The following is a 19,424-nucleotide window of genomic DNA, read 5'->3' as shown; positions in this document are numbered from 1 at the left end:
ACCCCGCCGACGAAAAACCCGGACAACCAGTCATCCCCGCTTCTTGCGATGGGGGAGCATGTTGCCCGTCTCTGTTGGCGACCTCAGCAAAACCGTGTGGTCCGCTGCGGTGAGAGGCCCTCTAAGTCCCGCCCGCGATTCGGTCAAACACTAATTTCAAAAAAACGACATTTTCTTTCGGAATGGCGGATTTCTGCGGGTTTCACGGGTCTTGCCCGGAAGGAGCGTCAAACGGGATCGCCGCCCTGCCCTTGCAGGAACGCGGCCGTAGCGCGGTTTCACAGCCCCGGGATGAGGTGCCAGGCCTTGGCTATGCTGAACAGGCTGGTGGCGATCAGGACAAAGGATACCGCCAGCAGCAGGACACGCGGCGCGATCCGTTTGGCGAGATAGGCACCGAACGGGGCGGCGATCACGCCGCCGACGATCATGCCGACGGTCGCCACGCTGAAGGCACCGATGCCGAGTGTCGCAATGAACGAGATCGAGATCGTCAGCGCCAGCAGGAACTCGGCGGTGTTGACGGTGCCGATCACCTTGGCGGGGTCGCCGCCCTGAACCAGCAGGTTCGACGTTACCACCGGCCCCCAGCCGCCGCCGCCCGCCGCATCGAGGAAACCGCCGAGCGTCGCCAACGGACGGGTCATGCGCGGATCCTCGAAGCGCGGCTTGCTCATGCGCAGGGCCTTTACCAGCAGGTAGAAACCGATGCCGGTGAGGTAGAGCATGATATAGGGCCGGGCGAGCGAGGCATCGATGTTCGACAGCACGTAGGCGCCGAGGATTCCCCCCACCACGCCGAAAGGAACCAGCCGCCTGAACAGGCCCCAGTCGACATTGCGGTGGACGATGTGGCTCGCCCCCGAGGCCCCGGTCGTGAAGATCTCGACAAGGTGGGTGCTGGCCGACGCCGCCGCAGGCGCCAGGCCGAGCACGCTGACCAGCATCGTCTGGGAAATCACCCCGAAGGCCATGCCGAGCGCGCCGTCGATGACTTGCGCCGCAAAACCGACAAGCACGAAAGGCAGGAAGTCATCGAGGCCCATTCCGGGGGCGATACCGAGATCGAACATGAGGTGGTCCTCCTTGTTCCGCAGGGGCACTTTCGCGCCGGGCAGGCCTTTGGGTGACCGCGCGGAAGATGCGGCCGACAAGACCGGGGAGCCGCCGGTACGCCGCAAAGATGGGCGCGGACCGGCGGCTCCTGCTGAAGATCAGAAGTTGTAGCGGATGGTGCCGCCCCAGGTGCGCGGGTCACCCGGAAGACCAGCGATCAGGCCGGTATTGCTCGGCCCGACAAAAAGCTGGTCGAAGTAATTCTGATCAAAGGCATTACGTACCCAACCGTAGATATCGAATCCATTATCGGTACGGAAGCCCAGACGGAAGTTCGAGAGGCTATAACCGTCCACCCAGGTATAGGCAGAAGGCGACGGGTTCGACGAGAAGTTCGAACGATAGCTGCCGTCATAGCCGAAGTAGACTTCGCCTTCCTGCTTCAGCAGGGTGACCGGGGTATTCGCCTCGAAGCCGAACGAGAGAGTCCACTTCGACACGCCCGGCAACCGCTGGCCGGAAATGTCGCAATTGGCAGGGCTGAGGCTGTTCGGCGTGCCCGCCGCGCCCGGCGTCTGGGTACCGGTGGCCACTGTGCCACCCGACAGTTCCGGCGGGCACGGCGCGTCGGTGAACTTGCGGTAGGTGGCGTCGGTGTAGGAGCCGTTGACGTAGGCATTGAATCGCTCGCTCGGGCGGACCGAGAAGTCCCATTCTACCCCCTGCGAGCGCACCTTCTGCGCATTGGCGAGATAACCGCGCAGCACGCCGTACTGGCCGTTGCTGACATTGGCCTGGTAATTGCCGACGTCGGTGCGGAAGATCGACAGGTTGAAGGTCGCGCGGCGGTCCCAGAACTGGGTCTTGATGCCGGCCTCGTAGTTGTGCACCGATTCCGGCTTCACCGTCTGGGCCGCGAGGATCGGGTTGTTCGCACTGTCGACCGGCACGCCGTTCTGGTTGATGCCGCCCGACTTGAAGCTCTTGGCATAAGTCGCATAGACCAGCACGTCCGGTGCGACCTTGTAGCTGACGTTGAAATCGTAGCTGAAGTTCCAGTCGCTGAACTCGGGCGAGATTTCCTGCGGCGTGTAGATCGCCAGCTGCGCGGTCTGTGTGGGGGTATAGGAACTCTGGCCAAGCAGCAGTTCGTCGCCCTGTCCGTCGAACACGCGGCGCTGGTAATAGCCTTCCTTCTTGTCGTAGTTGAGGCGCACGCCCGGCTGCACCGTCAGTTCCGGGGTGACGTGCCAGCTCAGCTGGCCGAACAGCGCGGCGCTGGTGTTCTTGAGATACTGGGTATTGTAGGCAACCAGCCCGTCAAGCACCGCAGGATCGCAGGCCAGCTTGTTCGAGGCAGTGGGGCCGCAGCCCGAGGAACCGGGCGGAACCTGCGCGTTCGTGCCGGGATTGATGTTCCAGCGGCTTGCCGCCGAGCCCTGCGATTCGGTGCCCTGGGTATCGATGCGCTGGTAGAAGCCGAAGGCGCCGACCACGAAGTCGAAGTGCTTGCCGCTGTAATTGTAGCGCAGCTCCTGCGTGTACTGGTCCTGCTGCGAGGGATTCTGCGAAAGCGCGACGATCGGCAGCCCGGTGAAATCGCGGTCGTTCGACGGATCCCAGTCCCAGAAGCGCCAGGCCGAGATCGAGGTCAGCGTGCCCGGCCCGAGGTCCCACTTCACCCGCACCGAGGCGCCGCCGATCTTGTTCTTGGCGCGCAGCGGGGTGTCGAGATCGGTCAGGCGGTCAAATGGATTGGTGCTGACCGGCGTATAGCCGAGCGCGGCGGCAAGCGCCGGGAACTGGCGGTTGGCGGCACGCTGGGTCGGGCCGTAACCGACGTAGACCGAGCCGCAGCAATTGGCGTCCTGCGTGCTGTAGTCCCCCGCCAGCGTGATCGAGAGCGCATCGGCGGGTTTCCAGAGCAGCTGGCCGCGCAGGCCGATATTGTCCTGGCTCTGGATCCACTGGCTGGTCGTCACGTTGTAGATCGTGCCGCGGCGATCGGTGGTCGAGGCCGCGAGACGGATCGCCACGGTATCGGACAGCGGGCCGGAGACGGCGACCTTGGCCTGCTTGAAGTTGTAGTTGCCGATCGACACCTCAGCCTTGCCCTGGAAGTCGAACGTCGGCTGGTTGGTGGTGATGTTGATGGCGCCGGCCGTGGTGTTCTTGCCGTAAAGCGTACCCTGCGGGCCACGCAGCACCTCGATCTGGGCAACGTCGAGGAAGTCGAACGTGGCCGAGGCGACACGCGCGTTGTAGACATCGTCGATGTAGATGCCCACGCCCTGCTCGATGCCGTCGTTGGTGAGGCCGAACGGCACGCCGAGGCCGCGGATGTTGACCGCGGTGTTGCGCGGGTTCGACGAATAGAACTGAAGCGTGGGCGTCAGCTGCTGGAGACGGCCGACGTTGAAGGCGCCGGTGGAATCGAGATGCTCGCCGCCCACGACCGAGATCGCCAGCGGCACGCTCTGGCTCGACTCCTGCCGGCGGCGCGCCGTGACGAGAATCTCGCCGCCGCGGTCGTGCGCGCCGGTGCCGACCGACGTGGGCGATTCCTGTCCGGCATCGGCCGAGGTCGCGCCGTTGGTTAGGGCGGCGGTTTCGGCAGCGGTTTCGGCGGCCAACGCGGGCGTTAAGGGCGCCGCAGCCAGCAGCGTGAACGTCAGGCAGGCGAGTGGAAGCGGGGCCGGAAGCGGCCCGCTGAAATGGCGTCTCATGAAATCCCCCTTGATGAGTCCAAATGACGTGACGTCGTATGGTTTTGCTATTTGGGCCTGGAGCCTGGCATCCGGGGGTCCGGTCTGTTCGGCAAAAACAGAAAATCGTGTACGCAGCCGCGCCGTCGCAGCGTCAGGGTGCGCTTATGCAATCACGCCTCAGGCGAAGCGCTTGCGTTCGGTGATATCGAGCTGGACCAGCTTGCCGTCGTGAACGGTCATCTGGATCACGCCGTAGCGCATCCGTCCAAGCGCATCGGCCACCACCTGCAGCGGTGCCGGCTTGGCGTGTCCGGCGTGGGGCTGGGTGGCATGGGACTGGACGGCACTGCCGGTGTGAGCGGTGTCCCGGGACAGGTTCGATCCCGATCGCTGGGTATCCGTTGACGGTTGAGCCATTGCGAATCTTCCTCCGAGCGCGGCCTTTCCTTGCCGCCGCGCCCTGCATATTCTCAACTTAAAAAGTAGACAATAGGCAAGGAGACAAGGTTCTCGTTTTCGCGCCCAAGCAAAATCTATTTACGCCGAAGCGATACTTGCCTGCAGCCGGAGCCAACCGCCGGAAGATCGTGAGCAAAAGGGTGCCGCCGCGCGGGAAAACCGGCGGCGACGGGCTGCCGCGCACCGGGAGGGACGCCGTCAGGCCTCTTCGTCGGCCTGTGCGGGAACCAGCTCGATCTTGTCCGAAAGGCGCACACCGTCGAGCAGATCGGCGGTGCGGTCCCGCACTTCGAGCATCAGCGCGCGGGTCCGGCAATCGCCTTCCTCGAGGCAGTTCTTGCACTTCTCGTGCGCGAACCGGCTGGCACAGGGCACCAGCGCCAGCGATCCGCGCATGATGCGGATGAGGTCGCCATAAGTGATGTCGATCGGCGGCACCGCCAGCCAGTACCCGCCGTCCTTGCCGCGCTGGGAATCGACGATGCCGAAACGGGTGAGTTCCGAAAGGATCGTCGTCAGGAACTTGGCAGGGATATTCTGTGCCTCGGCGATCTGCGCCAGTTGGACAGGGCCTTGTCCGAAGTTGTCGGCAAGGTGCTGCATGGCACGGATGGCATAGCGGGTTTTCTGCGAAAGCACCCTGTCCTCATGCCGCAAGGCCGGGCGCCTCTCAAGGTGGTCAAGAGTATGATTCGGGCTTTCTTCCCCTGCAAGGTTGGGAATTCGGTGGAAAGCTGCCTCCGCGCCCGCCGGAAGGTCCGCAGGGACGCGCACCCGGAACTGATGAACACCGCCTCGACGCCACAAGCCGGAAAGCCGCTTGTGATGCACTGCCGTGCTACACCCTGAGGACGGATTATCCTCAAGATACCAATTTTCCGACGATTTTGTGAGATTGGCGCACCCGACAGGATTCGAACCTGTGGCCTCTGCCTTCGGAGGGCAGCGCTCTATCCAGCTGAGCTACGGGTGCAGTGCCGGGGCGACTAGCAGAGCATGAGCCGCCTTGCCAGAGACAAATGTCGCGATCGCCCCGTAGTCCACCGGAAAATGTGGTGCGGATGCCGGGTTAGCAAATTCGCAACCGCCTCTGGGCTATCGATTCGCCCATGGACGCGACCGGTTCTCCTTCGGACAATGACTGGACGACAGCCGATGGCTGGGTCGTGACCGATATCGTCAATCCCCATCATCACCCCAATCGCAATGACATGGTTGGCAACGGCGCCCACAACTGCGCTGACGACTACGTCGCCTCCTGGCCGCAGCCCTCACAGGCGGCCGCGCCCACGGCCATGGGCGCTATCGCCATCAAGTGGGCCGCCCTGCACCAGGCCGCGCAAGTCGTCGCCGCGATCGCCGGAACCGATGACCACAACACCGGCCTCAACGTCCGCGCCTTTCCCGCGATCATCCGGGAAGTCGGCGGCTGGCAGTGCCGTCTGGCAGAACAGGGCATCGACGACCTCACCGCAATCATGGAAGCCGGCCTCTGCGCCCTGCTCTGCGCCCTCGACCGCGGGGCCGACCCGCGCGCCGCGGCGCGTTCGCTCTGGGAGGAATTCGTAACCGCGCGCGATGCCGTGGTCGCCCTGGCTCCGAGCGAGGCGCTTCTTCCGACCGAACATTCCCGCGGCGAATCACGCCGCCTGGCGGGTTGAAAGTTCCCATTCTGTTCTTATGATGCGGCATGGCCGACATCGATTCTCCCTTTTCGCCAATCAGCCCGATTTCGAGCAGTCCGATACCGAACAGTCCGATACCGGCCACACCAGCGCCGATCACCGCCCTGGACGTCGCCCGCGGCGTCGGACGGCTGTTTGCACGCAACGACATCTGGTGCCTGCCGGAGATGCCGCTGCGCTGTGGACGGCGGGCGGACCTGATGGGCGTCGATGCCAAAGGCCACGTCATCATCGTCGAGATCAAGGTGAGCCGGGCCGACCTGCTGGGTGACGGCAAATGGACCGACTATCTGGACTATTGCGACCGGTTCTACTGGGCCCTGCCGCCCACGCTGGACCGTGCGCCACTGGAATCCGACGCGTTTCTCCCCGAACGCTGCGGCGTGATCGCGGCCGACGGCTACGACGCCGAGATCCTGCGGCCCGCCCCGCTGCACCAGTTGGCCGCCGCTCACCGCAAGGTGGAGACCGAACGCCTCGCCCGCGCCGCCTTGCGGCGGCTGGTCACCCAGGGCGATCCGCAGACCCTGCAATGGGGCAAGGAAGGATAGGATTTCGCGATTTCGCGGGAGCACGTCGAGGCGAATCAGCGATTCGCGCCAGACTGCATTCCCCGAAAACGCAATTTTCTTGCGTTTTCCCCAGCCCTGTCCTAAATGCACGCCAAGCAACCGGCGTGTGGGCTCCATTTCCCACCGCAATCCGAGAGCAGCGTGAGGTTTCCGGCGTCCATCGCCAGAACCGGCCCGGACGAGCGGTTGCCCCTGAACCAGCTTCCTTCTTCACGCAGGGTCGCCCGAAACGACACCTAGCTCCGCGCGCCCCTTTCTGTCGGCGCGCCCGGGCTGCTTGTGAAAGTGACTTGATGTCCTATTTCTCCGAACTTGGTCTGGCCGAGCCGATTCTCCGTGCGCTCACCGCCAAGGGTTACACCGATCCCTCGCCGATCCAGCGCCAGTCGATTCCGGCGCTGCTCGAAGGCCGTGACCTGCTTGGCATCGCCCAGACCGGCACCGGCAAGACCGCCGCTTTCTCGCTGCCCTCGCTGCACCGGCTCGCGGGTGATCCCAAGCCGCGCCAGAACGCCGGCTGCCGGATGCTCGTGCTGTCGCCGACCCGCGAACTCGCGGCCCAGATCGCCGAGAACATGCGCGGCTACGCCAAGTTCCTGAACCTTTCGGTCCAGTGCATCTTCGGCGGCGTGCCCGCCGGCAAGCAGGCGCGCGCACTCGAACGCGGGACCGACATCCTTGTCGCCACCCCCGGTCGCCTGCTCGACCTGATCGACAGCCGCGCGCTGACGCTGCGCCATGTCGAGATCTTCGTGCTCGACGAAGCCGACCAGATGATGGATCTCGGCTTCATCCAGCCGCTCAAGCGCGTCGCCGCGCTGCTGCCCAAGTCGCGCCAGAGCCTGTTCTTCTCGGCCACGATGCCGCAGGCGATCGCCGAACTCGGCCGCCAGTTCATCAATGATCCGGTGCGTGTCGAAGTGGCGCCACAGTCGACCACGGCCGAACGTGTCGAACAGTACGCCACCTTCATCAACCAGGCCGAAAAGCAGGCATTGCTGACGCTCAGCCTGCGCGCCGGCCTTGCCGAAGACGCCGCCGAGAAGGCCGAGCACGGCGCCATCGACCGTGCGCTGGTGTTCACCCGCACCAAGCACGGCGCTGACCGCGTGGTCCGCCACCTCGTCGCTGCCGGCATCCCGGCCGCCGCGATCCACGGCAACAAGAGCCAGGCCCAGCGCACCGCCGCGCTCGGCGGCTTCCGCCAGGGCACGATCCGCATCCTCGTGGCGACCGACATCGCCGCACGCGGCATCGACGTCTCGGGCGTGAGCCACGTCTACAACTTCGAAATCCCGAACGTGGCCGAACAGTACGTCCACCGCATCGGCCGCACCGCGCGTGCGGGTGCCGACGGTGTCGCGGTCAGTTACGTCGCGCCGGACGAGAAGCCCTATATCCGCGACATCGAGAAGCTGACCCGCGTCAAGCTGACCACACTCGGCCTGCCCGAAGACTTCCAGAAGCAGGCCTCGCGCCTGCCCGCGCCTGCCCGCAGCGCGCCTTCCGCGCCGCAGGGCAATGGCCGCAGCGGCGGTCAGGGTGGTCGTGGCAACGGCCGCGGCAATGGCGGCAACCGCAGCCAGCAGCCGCGTGGCGAGCGCCGTGACGGTCAGCGCAGTGAAGGCCAGCGCGGCCATGACGGACGCCGTGACGAGCGCCGCCGCGACGATCGTCCGCGCCAGGACGCACCGCGCGGTGCGCATCATGGCGAACGCCGCGAAGGCGGCGAGGAACAGGGTGAGCGCAAGCGCAACTTCCGTCCGCGCGGCCCCAAGAGCGTCGGCTCGCACAAGGGCGCCGTTCGCCGCACCGGCTGAACTGATGCAGGAAGGGTCGCGGAGCGCGTTGCGGAGCCAGTTTCCTCCGGTTCTTGCTCCGCCCCCTTCCCGCCGGTCTCGCGCTGATCTAGTCAGACCCGCGTGAGCCCGAAAAAACGCACGATCCTGGCAGCATCCACCGCTCTTGCGGCGGGTGCTGTCGTGCTTTTCGGGCTGCTTGCCGGTTCCGGATTCGGCCAGACCGGCGCCTTCGCCGTGCTCGACCCCGCGGTTGACGCCACCCGGACCCAGCAGGAGATGATCGCCGCCCGTGCGGACGGCGAACGCGCCCGCCGCCGCGCCGAAGTGCTCGAACGCAAGGCCCGGGGTGTTACCGAGCAGGCCGAGAAGACCGCCCGCGATGCCGCAGCGCTGGCCGCCCGCATCCAGGAAACCGAAGCCGGTATCACGGCCCAGCAAGCCAAGATCGAGCTGCTCGGCCTCCAGAGGACCGCCCTGCGCGAGCGGCTGGCGCGGCGCCAGGCCCCGCTCGTGCGGCTGACCGGCTCACTCCAGCGCCTCACCCGCCGCCCGCCGGTGCTGGCGATGTTCCGCCCCGGCTCGCTGCAGGACGCGGTCTATATGCGCGCCCTGCTCGACACGATGCTACCCGAAGTGCAGCGCCGCACCGCCGGACTGCGCGCCGAGATCGAACGCGGCCGCGCGCTCGAACGCCAGGCGCGGGCGGCACGCAGCGAACTGGCCGCCTCGCACGTGCAGATGCAGGACCAGCGCAATCGCCTCGCGGTGCTGGAAACCCGCCAGCGCCTCGCCGGACGGCAGGCCAGCGGCATTGCCGCGCGCGAGAGCGAACATGCCCTGGCGCTGGCCGAAAAGGCCCGAGACCTGTCCGACCTGGTCGACGCGGTGGGCAGGCAGGGCGCGCTGCGCGCGCAGCTTTCCGCCCTGCCCGGCCCGGTCATGCGCCCCGACCGGCCCGAATCCGCCAGGGTGATCGAGGCCTCGCGGTTCGACGCCCCGCCCGAAGGCCTGCCCAGCTACATCCTGCCGGTCGCCGGACGGCTGGTCACCGGCTTCGGCGAAGTGCTGCCGGGGCAAAGCCCCGCGCGCGGGTTGTCGCTCGCCACCCGCGGCAATGCCCAGATCGTGGCGCCGGCGCCGGGGAGGATCGCCTATGCCGGCTCCTACAACGGCTATGGCCGGATCGTCATCATCGAGCACGACGGCGGCTGGACCTCGCTGGTCACCGGCCTTGCCCGGCTCGACGTCACGGTGGGCGACAGCGTCGTCACCGGCGCGCCGCTTGGCGAGACCGGCCCCGGCGATCCCCGTGTGCAGGTGGAACTGCGCCGCGCCGGTACCCCGGTGAACCCGCTGCAATATGTGCGCTCGCTTTGACCCGCCGGAGCCCCCTTGCGCGAATCGCCCTAAACACGCGCGGACAGATGTCCCCGCTGGCAATTGCCGCAGCGCCCCGATAGTATGCACGGCTGACTGACACGTGCGATGCGACAGTCGACGACCACGGTCCCTGCCGGATGCGATTCACGAGAGGCGACCCAGCCGGATGAAATATAGCCCGATGAAGTTTGGCCCTACCAAGTTCGTTTCCCTTCTCCGCGCGACCCTGCTGGTTTCCGCCGTCGCCGTCCTGCCCGCCGCGACTTCCGGCCTTGCCGCCGTCGACAGCAATGCGGGCCGCGAATTCCAGAAGCTCTTCACCATCTACGAGCTGATCAAGGCCAACTACGTCGACCCGGTGGACGACAACAAGCTGCTCAAGGGGGCGATCGATGGCATGCTCGCCAGCCTCGACCCCCATTCGAACTATCTCGACGGCCCCGCCAAGCAGCGGCTCGAGACGATGATCGACGGCAATTACACCGGCCTCGGCCTGTCCGTGGTCGAGGATGACGGCGCCGTGAAGGTGGTCTCGCCGTTCAAGGGCAGCCCGGCCGACAAGGCGGGGATCAAGGCGGGCGACTACATCACCCATCTCGACGGCGTGCTCTATTACGAGCGCGATCTCGACGAGGCGGTCGAGAAGATGCGCGGCCCCGCCGGCACCTCGATCAAGCTGACGATCTTCCGTCCCGGCCGCACCGAACCGTTCGACGTGACAGTGGCACGCGGCGTCATCGAGCTTGAACCGGTGACCTGGGAACTCAAGGACGACGTCGGCGTCATCTCGGTCAACGAGTTCTCGCGCGATGTCGGCAACTTCGTGAACAAGGGCATTGCCGACCTCAAGATGCAGGCGGCCAGGAAGGGGACCAGGCTGGACGGCCTCGTGCTCGACCTGCGCTCCAATCCGGGCGGTTCGCTGGACGAGGCGGTGGCCCTGTCGGACCTGTTCCTCGACCATGGCACGATCGTCTCGCAGCGCGGCCGCATCGCCAGCGAGAACCAGTATTACCGCGCCGAAACCGTATTCAAGGGCGATGTCGTCAAGGGCATGCCGCTGGTCGTGCTGGTCGATGCCGGCTCGGCCTCGGCCTCCGAGATCGTCGCCGGCGCGCTGCAGGACCTGCACCGCGCGGTGATCATGGGCGACCGCACCTTCGGCAAGGGCTCGGTGCAGTCCTATATCCCGCTCGACAAGAACAGTGCGGTCAAGCTCACCACCGCGCGCTACTTCACCCCCTCGGGCCACTCGGTGCAGGAAGGCGGCATCCTGCCGGACATCAAGGTGCCGCAGCTGTCCGACCCCGACGCCCGCGCCAGGGCCGAGCGGGCCGTGCGCGAATCCGACCTGCGCAGCCACCTCATCAACGAGGCCTCGATCGACGACAAGGAACTCGAGACCGACAAGGCGGACGATCCGCGCTTCAAGGTCAGCGCCGAGGAACTCAAGAAGCGCGGCGTCACCGACTTCCAGCTCAGCTACGCGATCGACACGCTGCGCCGCACCGCCGGCAAGCCCGCGCTGGCCACCGCCGCCACTCCGGCCACCCCCGGCTCCGTCGCCCGCAAGGACTGAAGACCCGACATGACCGTATCCGTCGCAGCCCCCCTGCGCAGCGCCCGTCTGCTTGCCCTGGCGATTCCTGTAATCGCGCTCGGCGGCGCCTATGTCAGCCAGTACGGCTTTGGCCTGCACCCTTGCGAAATGTGCTGGTGGCAGCGCTACGGCCAGATGTTCGCGCTGCCCTTTGCCCTGCTCGCGTTCTTCTGGCGGCCGGTGCGCCCGCTGGTGGCGGTGGCGGCGCTCGGCATCCTCAGCTCGGGCCTCATCGGCGGCTTCCACGCCGGCGTCGAATACGGCTGGTGGAGCGGCTTCACCGCCTGCACTTCCAGCACCTTTGCACCGGGGGTCAACCCGATGGACGCGATCATGGCGGCGCCGCTGATCCGCTGCGATGTCGCCCCCTGGACGCTGGGCGGCATCTCGCTGGCCGGTTTCAACTTCCTGCTCTCCACGCTGGGCGCGCTCGCCATCTTTGCGCTTCTCGGCCGCGGCGCTCCGGTTGCAAAGGGCTGACGTCATGACTTCGAAGACCGACCGCATGATCCGTGTCGACCACGCAGGCGAATATGGCGCGGTGCGCATCTATGCCGGGCAGATGGCGGTGATGGGCGCCCGCGCGCCGCATTCGACCGAGATCGCCGGCATGGCCGAGCAGGAAGCCGAGCACAAGGCGCGCTTCGACCGCCTGATCGCCGAACGCGGGGTGCGTCCCACCCTGCTGCAGCCGGTCTGGTCGGTTGCCGGCTTCGCGCTGGGCGCAGCGACCGCGCTGATCGGCCCGGAAGCGGCGATGGCCTGCACCGCCGCGATCGAGACCGAAATCGACCGTCATTACACGCAGCAGCTGGAAGACCTTGGCGACGAGGACCCGGAACTCGGCACCGTGATCGCCCAGTTCCGTGACGAGGAGCGCGAGCACCGCGACGCCGCGCTGGCCGCGGGCGCCGAGCGCGCCCCGGCCTATCCGCTGCTGTTCCACGCCATCCGCCTCGGCTGCAAGGCCGCCATCAAGCTTTCGGAACGGATCTGATTTTCACTCCGGCCCGATCCGCCGCCCGATCCGCCAGTTGATACGGATTTTGATACAGGCCATGGTGGCGCGGCACGCTTAAGCTACCGTTCAAGGGTCGCCGCCCCTATATCCGGGCTGCGACATACTCTCTGACTGGAGCAATTTTCGATGACGCGCCTCCTGACCTGCGCCACGGCGCTTGCCACCCTCGGGCTCGGCCTAACTCTCGGCGCGCTGCCGGCTTCGGCGCAGGAAGCCTCCGCCGGTGACGAGAAGGTCAACCAGCTGATCATCTACGGCGACGATCCCTGCCCGGTTTCCTCCGACCACGAGATCACGGTCTGCGCACGCAAGGCCGAATCGGAGCGTTACCGCATCCCCGAACCGCTGCGCGGCATCGATTCGCCCAAGTCCGACGCCTGGACCAACAAGGTACAGGCCTATGAAACCGTGGGCGCCTTCGGCAACATGAGCTGCTCGCCGGTGGGCCCTGGCGGCGCTTCGGGCTGCACCCAGAAGCTGATCGACAAGGCCTATGCGGAAAAGGCCAATGGCACCGACGTCAAGTTCGGCGAACTGATCGCCGCGGAGCGCCAGAAGCGCCTCTCGACCATCGACGCCACCGCCGCCGACGAGCAGAAGCGCGTCGAGGAAGCCGAAAAGGCCTATTTCGAGCAGCAGCGCCGCCAGCAGGCGCAGGCCGATGCCGCCGCCGATGCGGCCAAGACCGACACCCCGCTGCCCCGGCCCAAGTAATCGGCCGCTGCCCCCAAATGAAAAGGGCCGGAAGGATCGCTCCTTCCGGCCCTTTTCATGCCCGGATCGTGCTCAGCTGAGCGCGATGTCCGGTGCGTCTTCCTGCTTCATGCCGACGAGGTGATAGCCCGAATCGACATGGTGGACTTCACCGGTCACGCCCGCGGACAGCTCCGACAGGAAGTAGAGGGCCGAGCCGCCGACATCCTCGATCGTGGTGTTGCGGCGCAGCGGCGAATTGAGCTCGTTCCACTTGAGGATGTAGCGGAAGTCGCCGATGCCGCTGGCGGCCAGCGTCTTCACCGGGCCTGCCGAGATGGCGTTGACGCGGATGTTCTGCGGGCCAAGGTCATTGGCGAGATACTTCACCGAGGTTTCCAGCGCCGCCTTGGCAACGCCCATGACGTTGTAGTGCGGCACGACCTTCTCGGCGCCGTAATAGGTCAGCGTCAGGATCGAGCCACCCTCGCGCATCATCGGCTCCGCACGCTTGGTGACGGCAACCAGGCTGTAGGCCGAGATGTTCATCGTCATCAGGAAGTTGTCGAGGCTGGTATCGACATACTTGCCGCGCAGTTCGTTCTTGTCCGAGAAGCCGATGGCGTGGACGACGAAGTCGATCGTCTCCCAGCGCGCCTTCAGCGTCTCGAACGCGGCGTCGAGCGCCGTCATGTCCGAAACGTCGCAATCGATGAGGAAATCGCTGCCGAGGCTTTCCGCCAGCGGCTTCACCCGCTTGGCCAGCGCATCACCCTGATAGGAGAAAGCCAGCTCGGCGCCCTGTTCGTGCAGTTTCTTCGCGATGCCCCAGGCCAGGGACTTGTCATTGGCAAGGCCCATGATCAGGCCGCGTTTTCCCTGCATCAGACCGGTCATTCGTGTTCTTCCTGTGCTTCGTTGTTCTCGGCGGCCCTGTCCAGGATTCCGCCGTTGCCGCCCTTTTGCCCCGCGAGCATCTCCTGCTCCTCGCGACTGACGGTGAGGGCCGCGTTGAGTTCGGCGCCCGCAACCATCCCTAGTCCGACAAACCAGAAAAAGAAAAGCGCGATCATCACTCCGGCCAGACTTCCGTAAGTCAGATCGTAAGCGATGAAATTGCGCAACACTCTGGGGAGCGCCCAGGCGGTAGTGAGCCACCACAGGACCACCAATAGCGCCCCCGGCCATTTCGGGAAGCCCTTCCCTTGGTATTGGGAGGGCGTGAGCAGGTAAAACAGCGCATAAAGCGAACCGAACAGCGTGCCCGCGGTCACCCCCCGCGACAGGGCCAACTGGTAATCGAAGCGCCCGAGCCCGGGAAACAGGTCGAGCAGCATGTCCTCGATCAGCGAAATCAGCACTTGCGAGGACAAAGAAAGCAACATCAGCAGCACCGCGCCGAAGATCACGCCGCTGGACACCAGCCGGTTGCGCCAGAACCCGCGCTTCTTGGTGATGCCGTAGGCGCGGTAGAGAATGTCGCGGATGGTCTCGATCAGGCTGGTGGCGGTCCACACCCCGAGCGCGCCGCCGACCCAGAGCAGCCAGCCGTGCCGCGCCCGCACCGCATCGTGGGCAACCGGGGCGAGGGCCTCGCGCACGCGCAGCGGCAGCGCCGCCAGCAGCGCCGAAATCGAACGATCGAGCTGGCCCTGCTCGCCCAGCGCCGAATAGATCGCGGCGACCGCGATGCAGAAGGGAAACAGCGCAACGATGGTCATGTAGGCAAGGTTGCCGGCGTGGATGAACCCGTCCTCCCAGGTCCCCTCGATCACCCGGCGCATGATGACGAACGGACGCGCGGTCAGGTTGGGACGCGGGACACGCGGCCCTCGCCCTTCGCGCCAGAGCAAGGCGGCCCGCCGCCGCGCTTCCGGTGTCGTTGGAGACGACACGGGGGACGTCGTTGGAGACGTCACCGGGGACGCCATTGAAGACGTCACGGAAATCGCCGTCGGGGGCGGGTTCGGCGGATCGACCTGCACCGCTTCGAGATAGTCGTTCGAGCCGGGTTATTCAAATCCGATAAGGATTTGCGCCGCGGCCCGCGCGTTCTCAGGCCCGATCAGCGAGCAGTTCGCGGGCCCTGTCGCAGTCGAGCGCCATCTGCGCCTTGAGCGCCTCGATGGAATCGAACTTGGCTTCGCCGCGCAGATAGTGGTGGAAGGCCACCTCGATTTCCTGCTCGTAGAGATCGCCGGAAAAATCGAAGAAATGCGGCTCCAGCAGTTCCTTGGGCGGATCGAAGGTCGGCCGGATGCCCATGTTCGCCGCGCCGATCACCGTGCGCCCGCCGGGCAGATGGCCGGTGATGGCATAAATGCCGTAACGCGGGCGCAAGTAGTTCGCCATGTCGAGATTGGCGGTCGGGAATCCGATCACCCGGCCGCGCTTGTCGCCATGCTGGACATGGCCGCGAATGGCAAAGGGACGCGTCAGCAGGCGCGCGGCGGTTTCGCAGTCACCCGCCTGCAGCGCCTCGCGAATGCGGCTGGACGAGACCGGCAGGCCGCCGTCGAGTACCGCGCCGACCGCACGCGCGGCGATTCCGAACCTGCCGCCGACGTCCTCGAGCACGCCGGGATTGCCGCTACGCGCCTTGCCGAAGGTGAAATCGTCGCCGGTGACGACACCGGCGACGCCAAGCTGCCCGGCAAGGATCTGCTCGATCCACTGCTCGGCATGCATGCCGGCCATGGCGCCGTCGAAATGGAACACCAGCATGGCGTCCGCGCCCGCTTCGCCGAACAGTTCCTGCCGCTGGTCCAGCGTGGTCAGGCGAAAAGGTTCGGCCTCGGGCTGGAAGTGGCGGACGGGATGCGGATCGAACGTGGCGACGATCGCCTTGCGGCCTTCGGCGCGCGCCCAGCGGATCGCCTCGCCGACAACGGCCTGATGGCCGAGGTGGAATCCGTCGAAATTGCCCAGCGCCAGCACGGCGCCGCGCATGTCTTCGGGAAAGGGCTCACGGTTGTCGAGGCGAATCATGTCGTTTCGGGCCTATAAGTCGCGCTCGAGCGTCACGAAAGCATGGGCGGGGCGATCGCCGTCCGCACCATGCTCTTCGCGCGCGATCTCGCGCCATTCGCTGCCGGGACGGGGCATGAAGGTATCGCCTTCATAGTCCCCGTGAATCTCGGTCAGTTCGATGCGGTTCGCCAGGCCTGCAAAGAGGCCGTAGATTTCCGCGCCGCCGATCACCGCGACCTCGCCCTCGCCTGCCAGTTCCAGCGCTTCGTGCGCGTCATGCGCCACTTCGGCACCTTCGGCGCGCCAGGCGGTGTCGCGGGTCAGCACGATGTGGCGGCGGCCGGGCAGCGGCGAAGGGAAACTGTCGAAAGTCTTGCGGCCCATGATCATGGGCTTGTCCATGGTCAGCGCCTTGAACCGCTTGAGGTCGGCCGGAAGGCGCCAGGGCAAGGCCCCGTCGCGCCCGATCGTGCCGTTTTCGGCGCGTGCGTAGATAAGGAAGATATCCTGCACCAAGTTGCCGATCAGTCCTGCCCGAAGGAGAGGCGCGTGACGTGCCCCATCTTGCGCCCGGGGCGCGCCGCACCCTTGCCGTAGAGGTGGAGGTGATTGGCCGGATCGGCAAGGATCGTCGGCCAATCGTGCGCCTCGTCCCCGATCAGGTTGCGCATTTCGACCGCATCGGCGGCCAGCGCGGTGCTGCCCAGCGGCAGACCGCAAATGGCGCGGACGTGGTTCTCGAACTGCGAGGTGACGGCGCCCTCGATGGTCCAGTGACCCGAATTGTGCACGCGCGGCGCCATCTCGTTGAACACCGGACCGTTTGCGGTGGCGAAGAATTCGAGCGTGAGCACACCGACGTAGCCCAGCGCCTCGGCCACCTTGGCGGCGAGCGCGCGGGCGGCGGGCACCTGTTCGAGGATCGCGGCAGGCGCCGGCACCGTGCTGAGCGCGAGAATACCGCTCTCATGGACGTTCTCGGCCGAATCGAAATAGCGGATGTCTCCGTCGGCGCCGCGGCACAGGATCACCGAGAACTCGGCGAAGAAGGTGACGAAACCTTCGTAGATCAGCGCCTGCGCCGGAAGCTCGAGGCCCTCGGCGTCCTCGGGCTTCATGATCCGCCACTGGCCCTTGCCGTCATAGCCGTCGCGGCGGGTCTTGAGGATGCCGGGGGTGCCGATCTCGGCCATCGCCGCGGCCAGATCAGCGGCATCGTCGACCGGGAAGAACGGCGCGGGCGTGCCGCCAAGCTCGGTGACGAAGCGCTTCTCGTTCAGCCGGTCCTGCGCGGTTTCGAGCGCGAGGGGGCCAGCCAGCAGCGGAGTCGCCCCCAGCGCCGCCAGCGGGGCGACCGGCACGTTCTCGAACTCGTAGGTGACGACGGCGCAGTCGGCGGCGAACTTCGCCATCGCCTCGCCATCGTCCCAGGCGGCGCAGGTGAAGGCCGCGCTGACTTCGGCGGCGATCGAATCGGCCTCCGGCGCATAGATGTGGCAGCGGTAGCCAAGCTGCGCTGCCGCCATCGCGATCATCCGGCCAAGCTGGCCGCCGCCGAGAATGCCGATGGTTTCGCCGGGGGGAATCATGACGCCGTTACTCGATCTATCAGGAAGGACGGATGGCCACGCTTTCGGTCTGCGCGGCGCGGAAGGCCTTGAGCCGTTCGGCAAGGCCTTCGTCGGTGGTGGCAAGGATCGCGGCGGCGAGCAGGCCGGCATTGGCGGCACCCGCTTCGCCGATGGCCAGCGTGCCGACCGGAATGCCCGCTGGCATCTGCACGATCGAGAGCAGGCTGTCCTGCCCCGACAGCGCCTTGGACTGCACCGGCACGCCCAGCACCGGCAAGTGCGTGAGCGCGGCGACCATGCCCGGCAGATGCGCGGCGCCGCCGGCACCGGCGATCACCACCTTGAAGCCTTCGTCGGCCGCACCCTTGGCGAAATCCACCATGCGCTCGGGCGTGCGGTGGGCGGAGACGATGCGGGCATCATAGGCGACGCCCAGCTTGTCGAGCATCTCGGCAGCCTTGCCCATGGTCGGCCAGTCGGACTGGCTGCCCATGATGATGGCGACCGGCACCACGGCGCTCATCTCAGCGCTCCGAGAGATAATAGCGGTCGAGCACCGCGAGATCGTCGGACAGCTCGTAGACGATCGGCTGGCCGGTCGGGATTTCCAGACCGGTGATCTCGTCGTCCGAGATGTTGGAGAGATGCTTCACCAGCGCGCGCAGCGAATTGCCGTGGGCCGAGACCAGCACGTCGGCACCGGCCTTGAGGTGCGGCACGATCGAGCCTTCGTAATAAGGCAGGACACGCGCGATGGTGTCCTTGAGGCTTTCGGTCTGCGGCACGTCGATCCCGGCGTAGCGGGCGTCGGTCGAGAGATCGAACTCGCTGCCCTTTTCCAGCACCGGCGGCGGCGTGTCGAAGCTGCGGCGCCAGATCTTCACCTGGTCCTCGCCGTGCCTGGCAGCGGTCTCGGCCTTGTTGAGACCGGTAAGGCCGCCGTAGTGACGCTCGTTGAGGCGCCAGTCCTTGGTCTCGGGAATCCACAGCAGCCCGGCCGCTTCCAGCGCCAGGTGCAGGGTGCGGATCGCCCGCGTCTGCAGCGAGGTGAAAGCAACGGTGGGGGCAATGCCCTTTTCCTTGAGCAGCGTGCCGGCGGCGCGGGCTTCGTCCTCGCCCAGCGGGGTCAGGTCGACATCCCACCAGCCGGTGAAGCGGTTTTCAAGGTTCCATTGGCTCTGGCCGTGGCGGACGAGGATCAGGCGAGGCAAGGCATACTCCCGGGTCTCATCGGCGCTCCGGCGGGGAACGCCTCTTGGCAGACTGACGATATGTCTGGGCGCAGCCCCTAGCTTTCCGGGGGCGATTTGGAAAGAGCGCCCGATTCGATTTCACCTCCAGCAGCGGCGACTTTTTCGGCAGCCGTCGTATCGGCCTCTCCATCCGGCGAATCGGATTCGGCCATCGCCGCTTGCTCATCCTGCGTCGCAGCACCGAAAGCACGCGCCTGCACCTTGCGGCGACGAAGATTTTCGCGAAGCTTGGCAGCGAGCCGTTCCTCGCGGGATTGCTGGGTCTGCGTCATGGTAAATGGTTCTTTCGGGGCCCGTTCCGTCGCCCCCGGAATGGCCTTGCGAAAAAGAATGCGCAAGCACCGCTTGACAATTGCCTCGGTCACGGACATTAGCGCGCCCCTGCCCCGGGTGACCGTGGGCAAGCGCTGAAGCGCTGGCCGCAAGGCCTTCGGATCAGGCGCTGCTGTAGCTCAGTGGTAGAGCGCGTCATTGGTAATGACGAGGTCGGGAGTTCAATCCTCCCCAGCAGCACCATTCCCCTTCCCCTACATCGTCGGAACTGGTGCCTTTTCGGACAGGCTGACGTTTGCCGATCGTATACTGTGGCCGAATTGCTGCACTGCGGCAGGGTCATAAAACTGCCATACCATCAGCACAAAACCGTCATCGAAC

Annotated in this window: 20 protein-coding genes and 2 tRNA genes; 9 read left to right on the top strand and 13 right to left on the bottom strand. The window is 66.1% G+C overall.

The window, feature by feature from the left end; translation table 11 throughout:
* Positions 1-278 precede the first annotated feature (278 nt).
* The 5 genes from OKA11_RS08130 to OKA11_RS08110 form a co-directional block, all read right to left on the bottom strand.
* Entirely contained in the window at positions 279-1,073 is a 795-nt protein-coding gene (locus tag OKA11_RS08130; RefSeq protein ID WP_267219714.1) for a sulfite exporter TauE/SafE family protein, read from the bottom strand.
* 141 nt (positions 1,074-1,214) lie between these two features.
* Entirely contained in the window at positions 1,215-3,782 is a 2,568-nt protein-coding gene (locus OKA11_RS08125) for a TonB-dependent receptor (protein WP_267219713.1), read from the bottom strand.
* A gap of 159 nt (positions 3,783-3,941) precedes the next feature.
* Positions 3,942-4,181 carry a YezD family protein gene (locus OKA11_RS08120; RefSeq protein ID WP_267219712.1) on the bottom strand — a complete coding sequence of 80 codons (240 nt, stop codon included), beginning with the start codon at positions 4,179-4,181 and terminating at the stop codon, positions 3,942-3,944.
* A 240-nt stretch (positions 4,182-4,421) separates the two neighbouring features.
* On the bottom strand, positions 4,422-4,862 hold the full coding sequence (locus tag OKA11_RS08115) for an RrF2 family transcriptional regulator (protein WP_142636716.1): 441 nt from the start codon (positions 4,860-4,862) through the stop codon (positions 4,422-4,424).
* A gap of 257 nt (positions 4,863-5,119) precedes the next feature.
* Positions 5,120-5,196 (bottom strand) — tRNA-Arg (locus tag OKA11_RS08110).
* 136 nt (positions 5,197-5,332) lie between these two features.
* Between OKA11_RS08110 and OKA11_RS08105 the strand changes: the two genes are divergently transcribed.
* The 8 genes from OKA11_RS08105 to OKA11_RS08070 all read left to right on the top strand — a co-directional run bounded on the left by OKA11_RS08105 (position 5,333) and on the right by OKA11_RS08070 (position 12,997).
* The gene (locus OKA11_RS08105) at positions 5,333-5,884 is read left to right on the top strand and encodes a hypothetical protein (RefSeq protein ID WP_267219711.1); all 552 of its coding nucleotides are present in this window, start codon (positions 5,333-5,335) and stop codon (positions 5,882-5,884) included.
* Positions 5,885-5,913: 29 nt separating this feature from the next.
* Entirely contained in the window at positions 5,914-6,459 is a 546-nt protein-coding gene (locus OKA11_RS08100; RefSeq protein WP_267219710.1) for an MmcB family DNA repair protein, read from the top strand.
* 314 nt (positions 6,460-6,773) lie between these two features.
* On the top strand, positions 6,774-8,300 hold the full coding sequence (locus tag OKA11_RS08095; protein ID WP_267219709.1) for a DEAD/DEAH box helicase: 1,527 nt from the start codon (positions 6,774-6,776) through the stop codon (positions 8,298-8,300).
* 102 nt (positions 8,301-8,402) lie between these two features.
* A complete protein-coding gene (locus OKA11_RS08090) occupies positions 8,403-9,659 on the top strand; it encodes a murein hydrolase activator EnvC family protein (protein WP_267219708.1) in 1,257 nt (418 codons plus the stop codon).
* Between the two features lie 184 nt (positions 9,660-9,843).
* Positions 9,844-11,241, top strand: coding sequence for a S41 family peptidase (locus tag OKA11_RS08085; protein WP_185928639.1), 1,398 nt, complete (start codon positions 9,844-9,846; stop codon positions 11,239-11,241).
* 9 nt (positions 11,242-11,250) lie between these two features.
* On the top strand, positions 11,251-11,742 hold the full coding sequence (locus OKA11_RS08080) for a disulfide bond formation protein B (RefSeq protein WP_267219707.1): 492 nt from the start codon (positions 11,251-11,253) through the stop codon (positions 11,740-11,742).
* Positions 11,743-11,746: 4 nt separating this feature from the next.
* Positions 11,747-12,259, top strand: coding sequence for a demethoxyubiquinone hydroxylase family protein (locus tag OKA11_RS08075; RefSeq protein WP_267219706.1), 513 nt, complete (start codon positions 11,747-11,749; stop codon positions 12,257-12,259).
* 150 nt (positions 12,260-12,409) lie between these two features.
* Positions 12,410-12,997, top strand: a complete 588-nt coding sequence (locus OKA11_RS08070; protein ID WP_267219705.1) for a hypothetical protein — start codon at positions 12,410-12,412, stop codon at positions 12,995-12,997.
* 72 nt (positions 12,998-13,069) lie between these two features.
* Here OKA11_RS08070 and fabI read toward each other — a convergent pair whose 3' ends face one another.
* From fabI to OKA11_RS08030, 8 genes are all read right to left on the bottom strand, one after another.
* The gene (gene fabI / locus OKA11_RS08065; RefSeq protein ID WP_267219704.1) at positions 13,070-13,873 is read right to left on the bottom strand and encodes an enoyl-ACP reductase FabI; all 804 of its coding nucleotides are present in this window, start codon (positions 13,871-13,873) and stop codon (positions 13,070-13,072) included.
* A complete protein-coding gene (locus OKA11_RS08060; protein WP_267219703.1) occupies positions 13,870-14,760 on the bottom strand; it encodes a YihY/virulence factor BrkB family protein in 891 nt (296 codons plus the stop codon). The genes fabI and OKA11_RS08060 overlap by 4 nt, the downstream gene beginning before the upstream one ends.
* Positions 14,761-15,031: 271 nt before the next feature.
* Positions 15,032-15,964: a bifunctional riboflavin kinase/FAD synthetase gene (locus OKA11_RS08055; RefSeq protein WP_267219702.1), complete on the bottom strand. Its 933-nt coding sequence runs from the start codon at positions 15,962-15,964 to the stop codon at positions 15,032-15,034.
* Between the two features lie 12 nt (positions 15,965-15,976).
* Positions 15,977-16,462 (bottom strand): dihydrofolate reductase, encoded by a 486-nt coding sequence (locus OKA11_RS08050; protein WP_267219701.1) that lies wholly within the window; start codon positions 16,460-16,462, stop codon positions 15,977-15,979.
* A gap of 8 nt (positions 16,463-16,470) precedes the next feature.
* Complete coding sequence (locus tag OKA11_RS08045; RefSeq protein ID WP_267219700.1) at positions 16,471-17,535, bottom strand: 5-(carboxyamino)imidazole ribonucleotide synthase; 1,065 nt, start codon at positions 17,533-17,535, stop codon at positions 16,471-16,473.
* A gap of 19 nt (positions 17,536-17,554) precedes the next feature.
* Positions 17,555-18,040: a 5-(carboxyamino)imidazole ribonucleotide mutase gene (gene purE, locus OKA11_RS08040; RefSeq protein ID WP_267219698.1), complete on the bottom strand. Its 486-nt coding sequence runs from the start codon at positions 18,038-18,040 to the stop codon at positions 17,555-17,557.
* Between the two features lies 1 nt (position 18,041).
* Complete coding sequence (gene gpmA / locus OKA11_RS08035) at positions 18,042-18,728, bottom strand: 2,3-diphosphoglycerate-dependent phosphoglycerate mutase (protein WP_267219696.1); 687 nt, start codon at positions 18,726-18,728, stop codon at positions 18,042-18,044.
* A 77-nt stretch (positions 18,729-18,805) separates the two neighbouring features.
* Entirely contained in the window at positions 18,806-19,141 is a 336-nt protein-coding gene (locus OKA11_RS08030; RefSeq protein WP_267219695.1) for a hypothetical protein, read from the bottom strand.
* A 70-nt stretch (positions 19,142-19,211) separates the two neighbouring features.
* On the opposite strand from OKA11_RS08030, the gene OKA11_RS08025 reads away from it, so the two are divergent.
* Positions 19,212-19,286: transfer RNA gene (locus OKA11_RS08025), tRNA-Thr, on the top strand.
* Positions 19,287-19,424: the final 138 nt, after the last annotated feature.

The organism is Novosphingobium clariflavum (assembly GCF_026420865.1).
Taxonomy (GTDB): Bacteria; Pseudomonadota; Alphaproteobacteria; order Sphingomonadales; family Sphingomonadaceae; genus Novosphingobium; species Novosphingobium clariflavum.
This window is presented reverse-complemented; position numbering and strand designations above follow the sequence as displayed.

What these genes read in the sequence shown, in the direction of transcription:
- OKA11_RS08130 (WP_267219714.1), bottom strand. Translation starts at nt 1,073, where the DNA reads ATGTTCGATCTCGGTATCGCCCCCGGAATGGGCCTCGATGACTTCCTG.
- OKA11_RS08125 (WP_267219713.1), bottom strand. Translation starts at nt 3,782, where the DNA reads ATGAGACGCCATTTCAGCGGGCCGCTTCCGGCCCCGCTTCCACTCGCC.
- OKA11_RS08120 (WP_267219712.1), bottom strand. Translation starts at nt 4,181, where the DNA reads ATGGCTCAACCGTCAACGGATACCCAGCGATCGGGATCGAACCTGTCC.
- OKA11_RS08105 (WP_267219711.1), top strand. Translation starts at nt 5,333, where the DNA reads ATGGACGCGACCGGTTCTCCTTCGGACAATGACTGGACGACAGCCGAT.
- OKA11_RS08100 (WP_267219710.1), top strand. Translation starts at nt 5,914, where the DNA reads ATGGCCGACATCGATTCTCCCTTTTCGCCAATCAGCCCGATTTCGAGC.
- OKA11_RS08095 (WP_267219709.1), top strand. Translation starts at nt 6,774, where the DNA reads ATGTCCTATTTCTCCGAACTTGGTCTGGCCGAGCCGATTCTCCGTGCG.
- OKA11_RS08085 (WP_185928639.1), top strand. Translation starts at nt 9,844, where the DNA reads ATGAAGTTTGGCCCTACCAAGTTCGTTTCCCTTCTCCGCGCGACCCTG.
- OKA11_RS08080 (WP_267219707.1), top strand. Translation starts at nt 11,251, where the DNA reads ATGACCGTATCCGTCGCAGCCCCCCTGCGCAGCGCCCGTCTGCTTGCC.
- OKA11_RS08075 (WP_267219706.1), top strand. Translation starts at nt 11,747, where the DNA reads ATGACTTCGAAGACCGACCGCATGATCCGTGTCGACCACGCAGGCGAA.
- OKA11_RS08070 (WP_267219705.1), top strand. Translation starts at nt 12,410, where the DNA reads ATGACGCGCCTCCTGACCTGCGCCACGGCGCTTGCCACCCTCGGGCTC.
- fabI (WP_267219704.1), bottom strand. Translation starts at nt 13,873, where the DNA reads ATGACCGGTCTGATGCAGGGAAAACGCGGCCTGATCATGGGCCTTGCC.
- OKA11_RS08060 (WP_267219703.1), bottom strand. Translation starts at nt 14,760, where the DNA reads ATGCGCCGGGTGATCGAGGGGACCTGGGAGGACGGGTTCATCCACGCC.
- OKA11_RS08055 (WP_267219702.1), bottom strand. Translation starts at nt 15,964, where the DNA reads ATGATTCGCCTCGACAACCGTGAGCCCTTTCCCGAAGACATGCGCGGC.
- OKA11_RS08045 (WP_267219700.1), bottom strand. Translation starts at nt 17,535, where the DNA reads ATGATTCCCCCCGGCGAAACCATCGGCATTCTCGGCGGCGGCCAGCTT.
- purE (WP_267219698.1), bottom strand. Translation starts at nt 18,040, where the DNA reads ATGAGCGCCGTGGTGCCGGTCGCCATCATCATGGGCAGCCAGTCCGAC.
- OKA11_RS08030 (WP_267219695.1), bottom strand. Translation starts at nt 19,141, where the DNA reads ATGTCCGTGACCGAGGCAATTGTCAAGCGGTGCTTGCGCATTCTTTTT.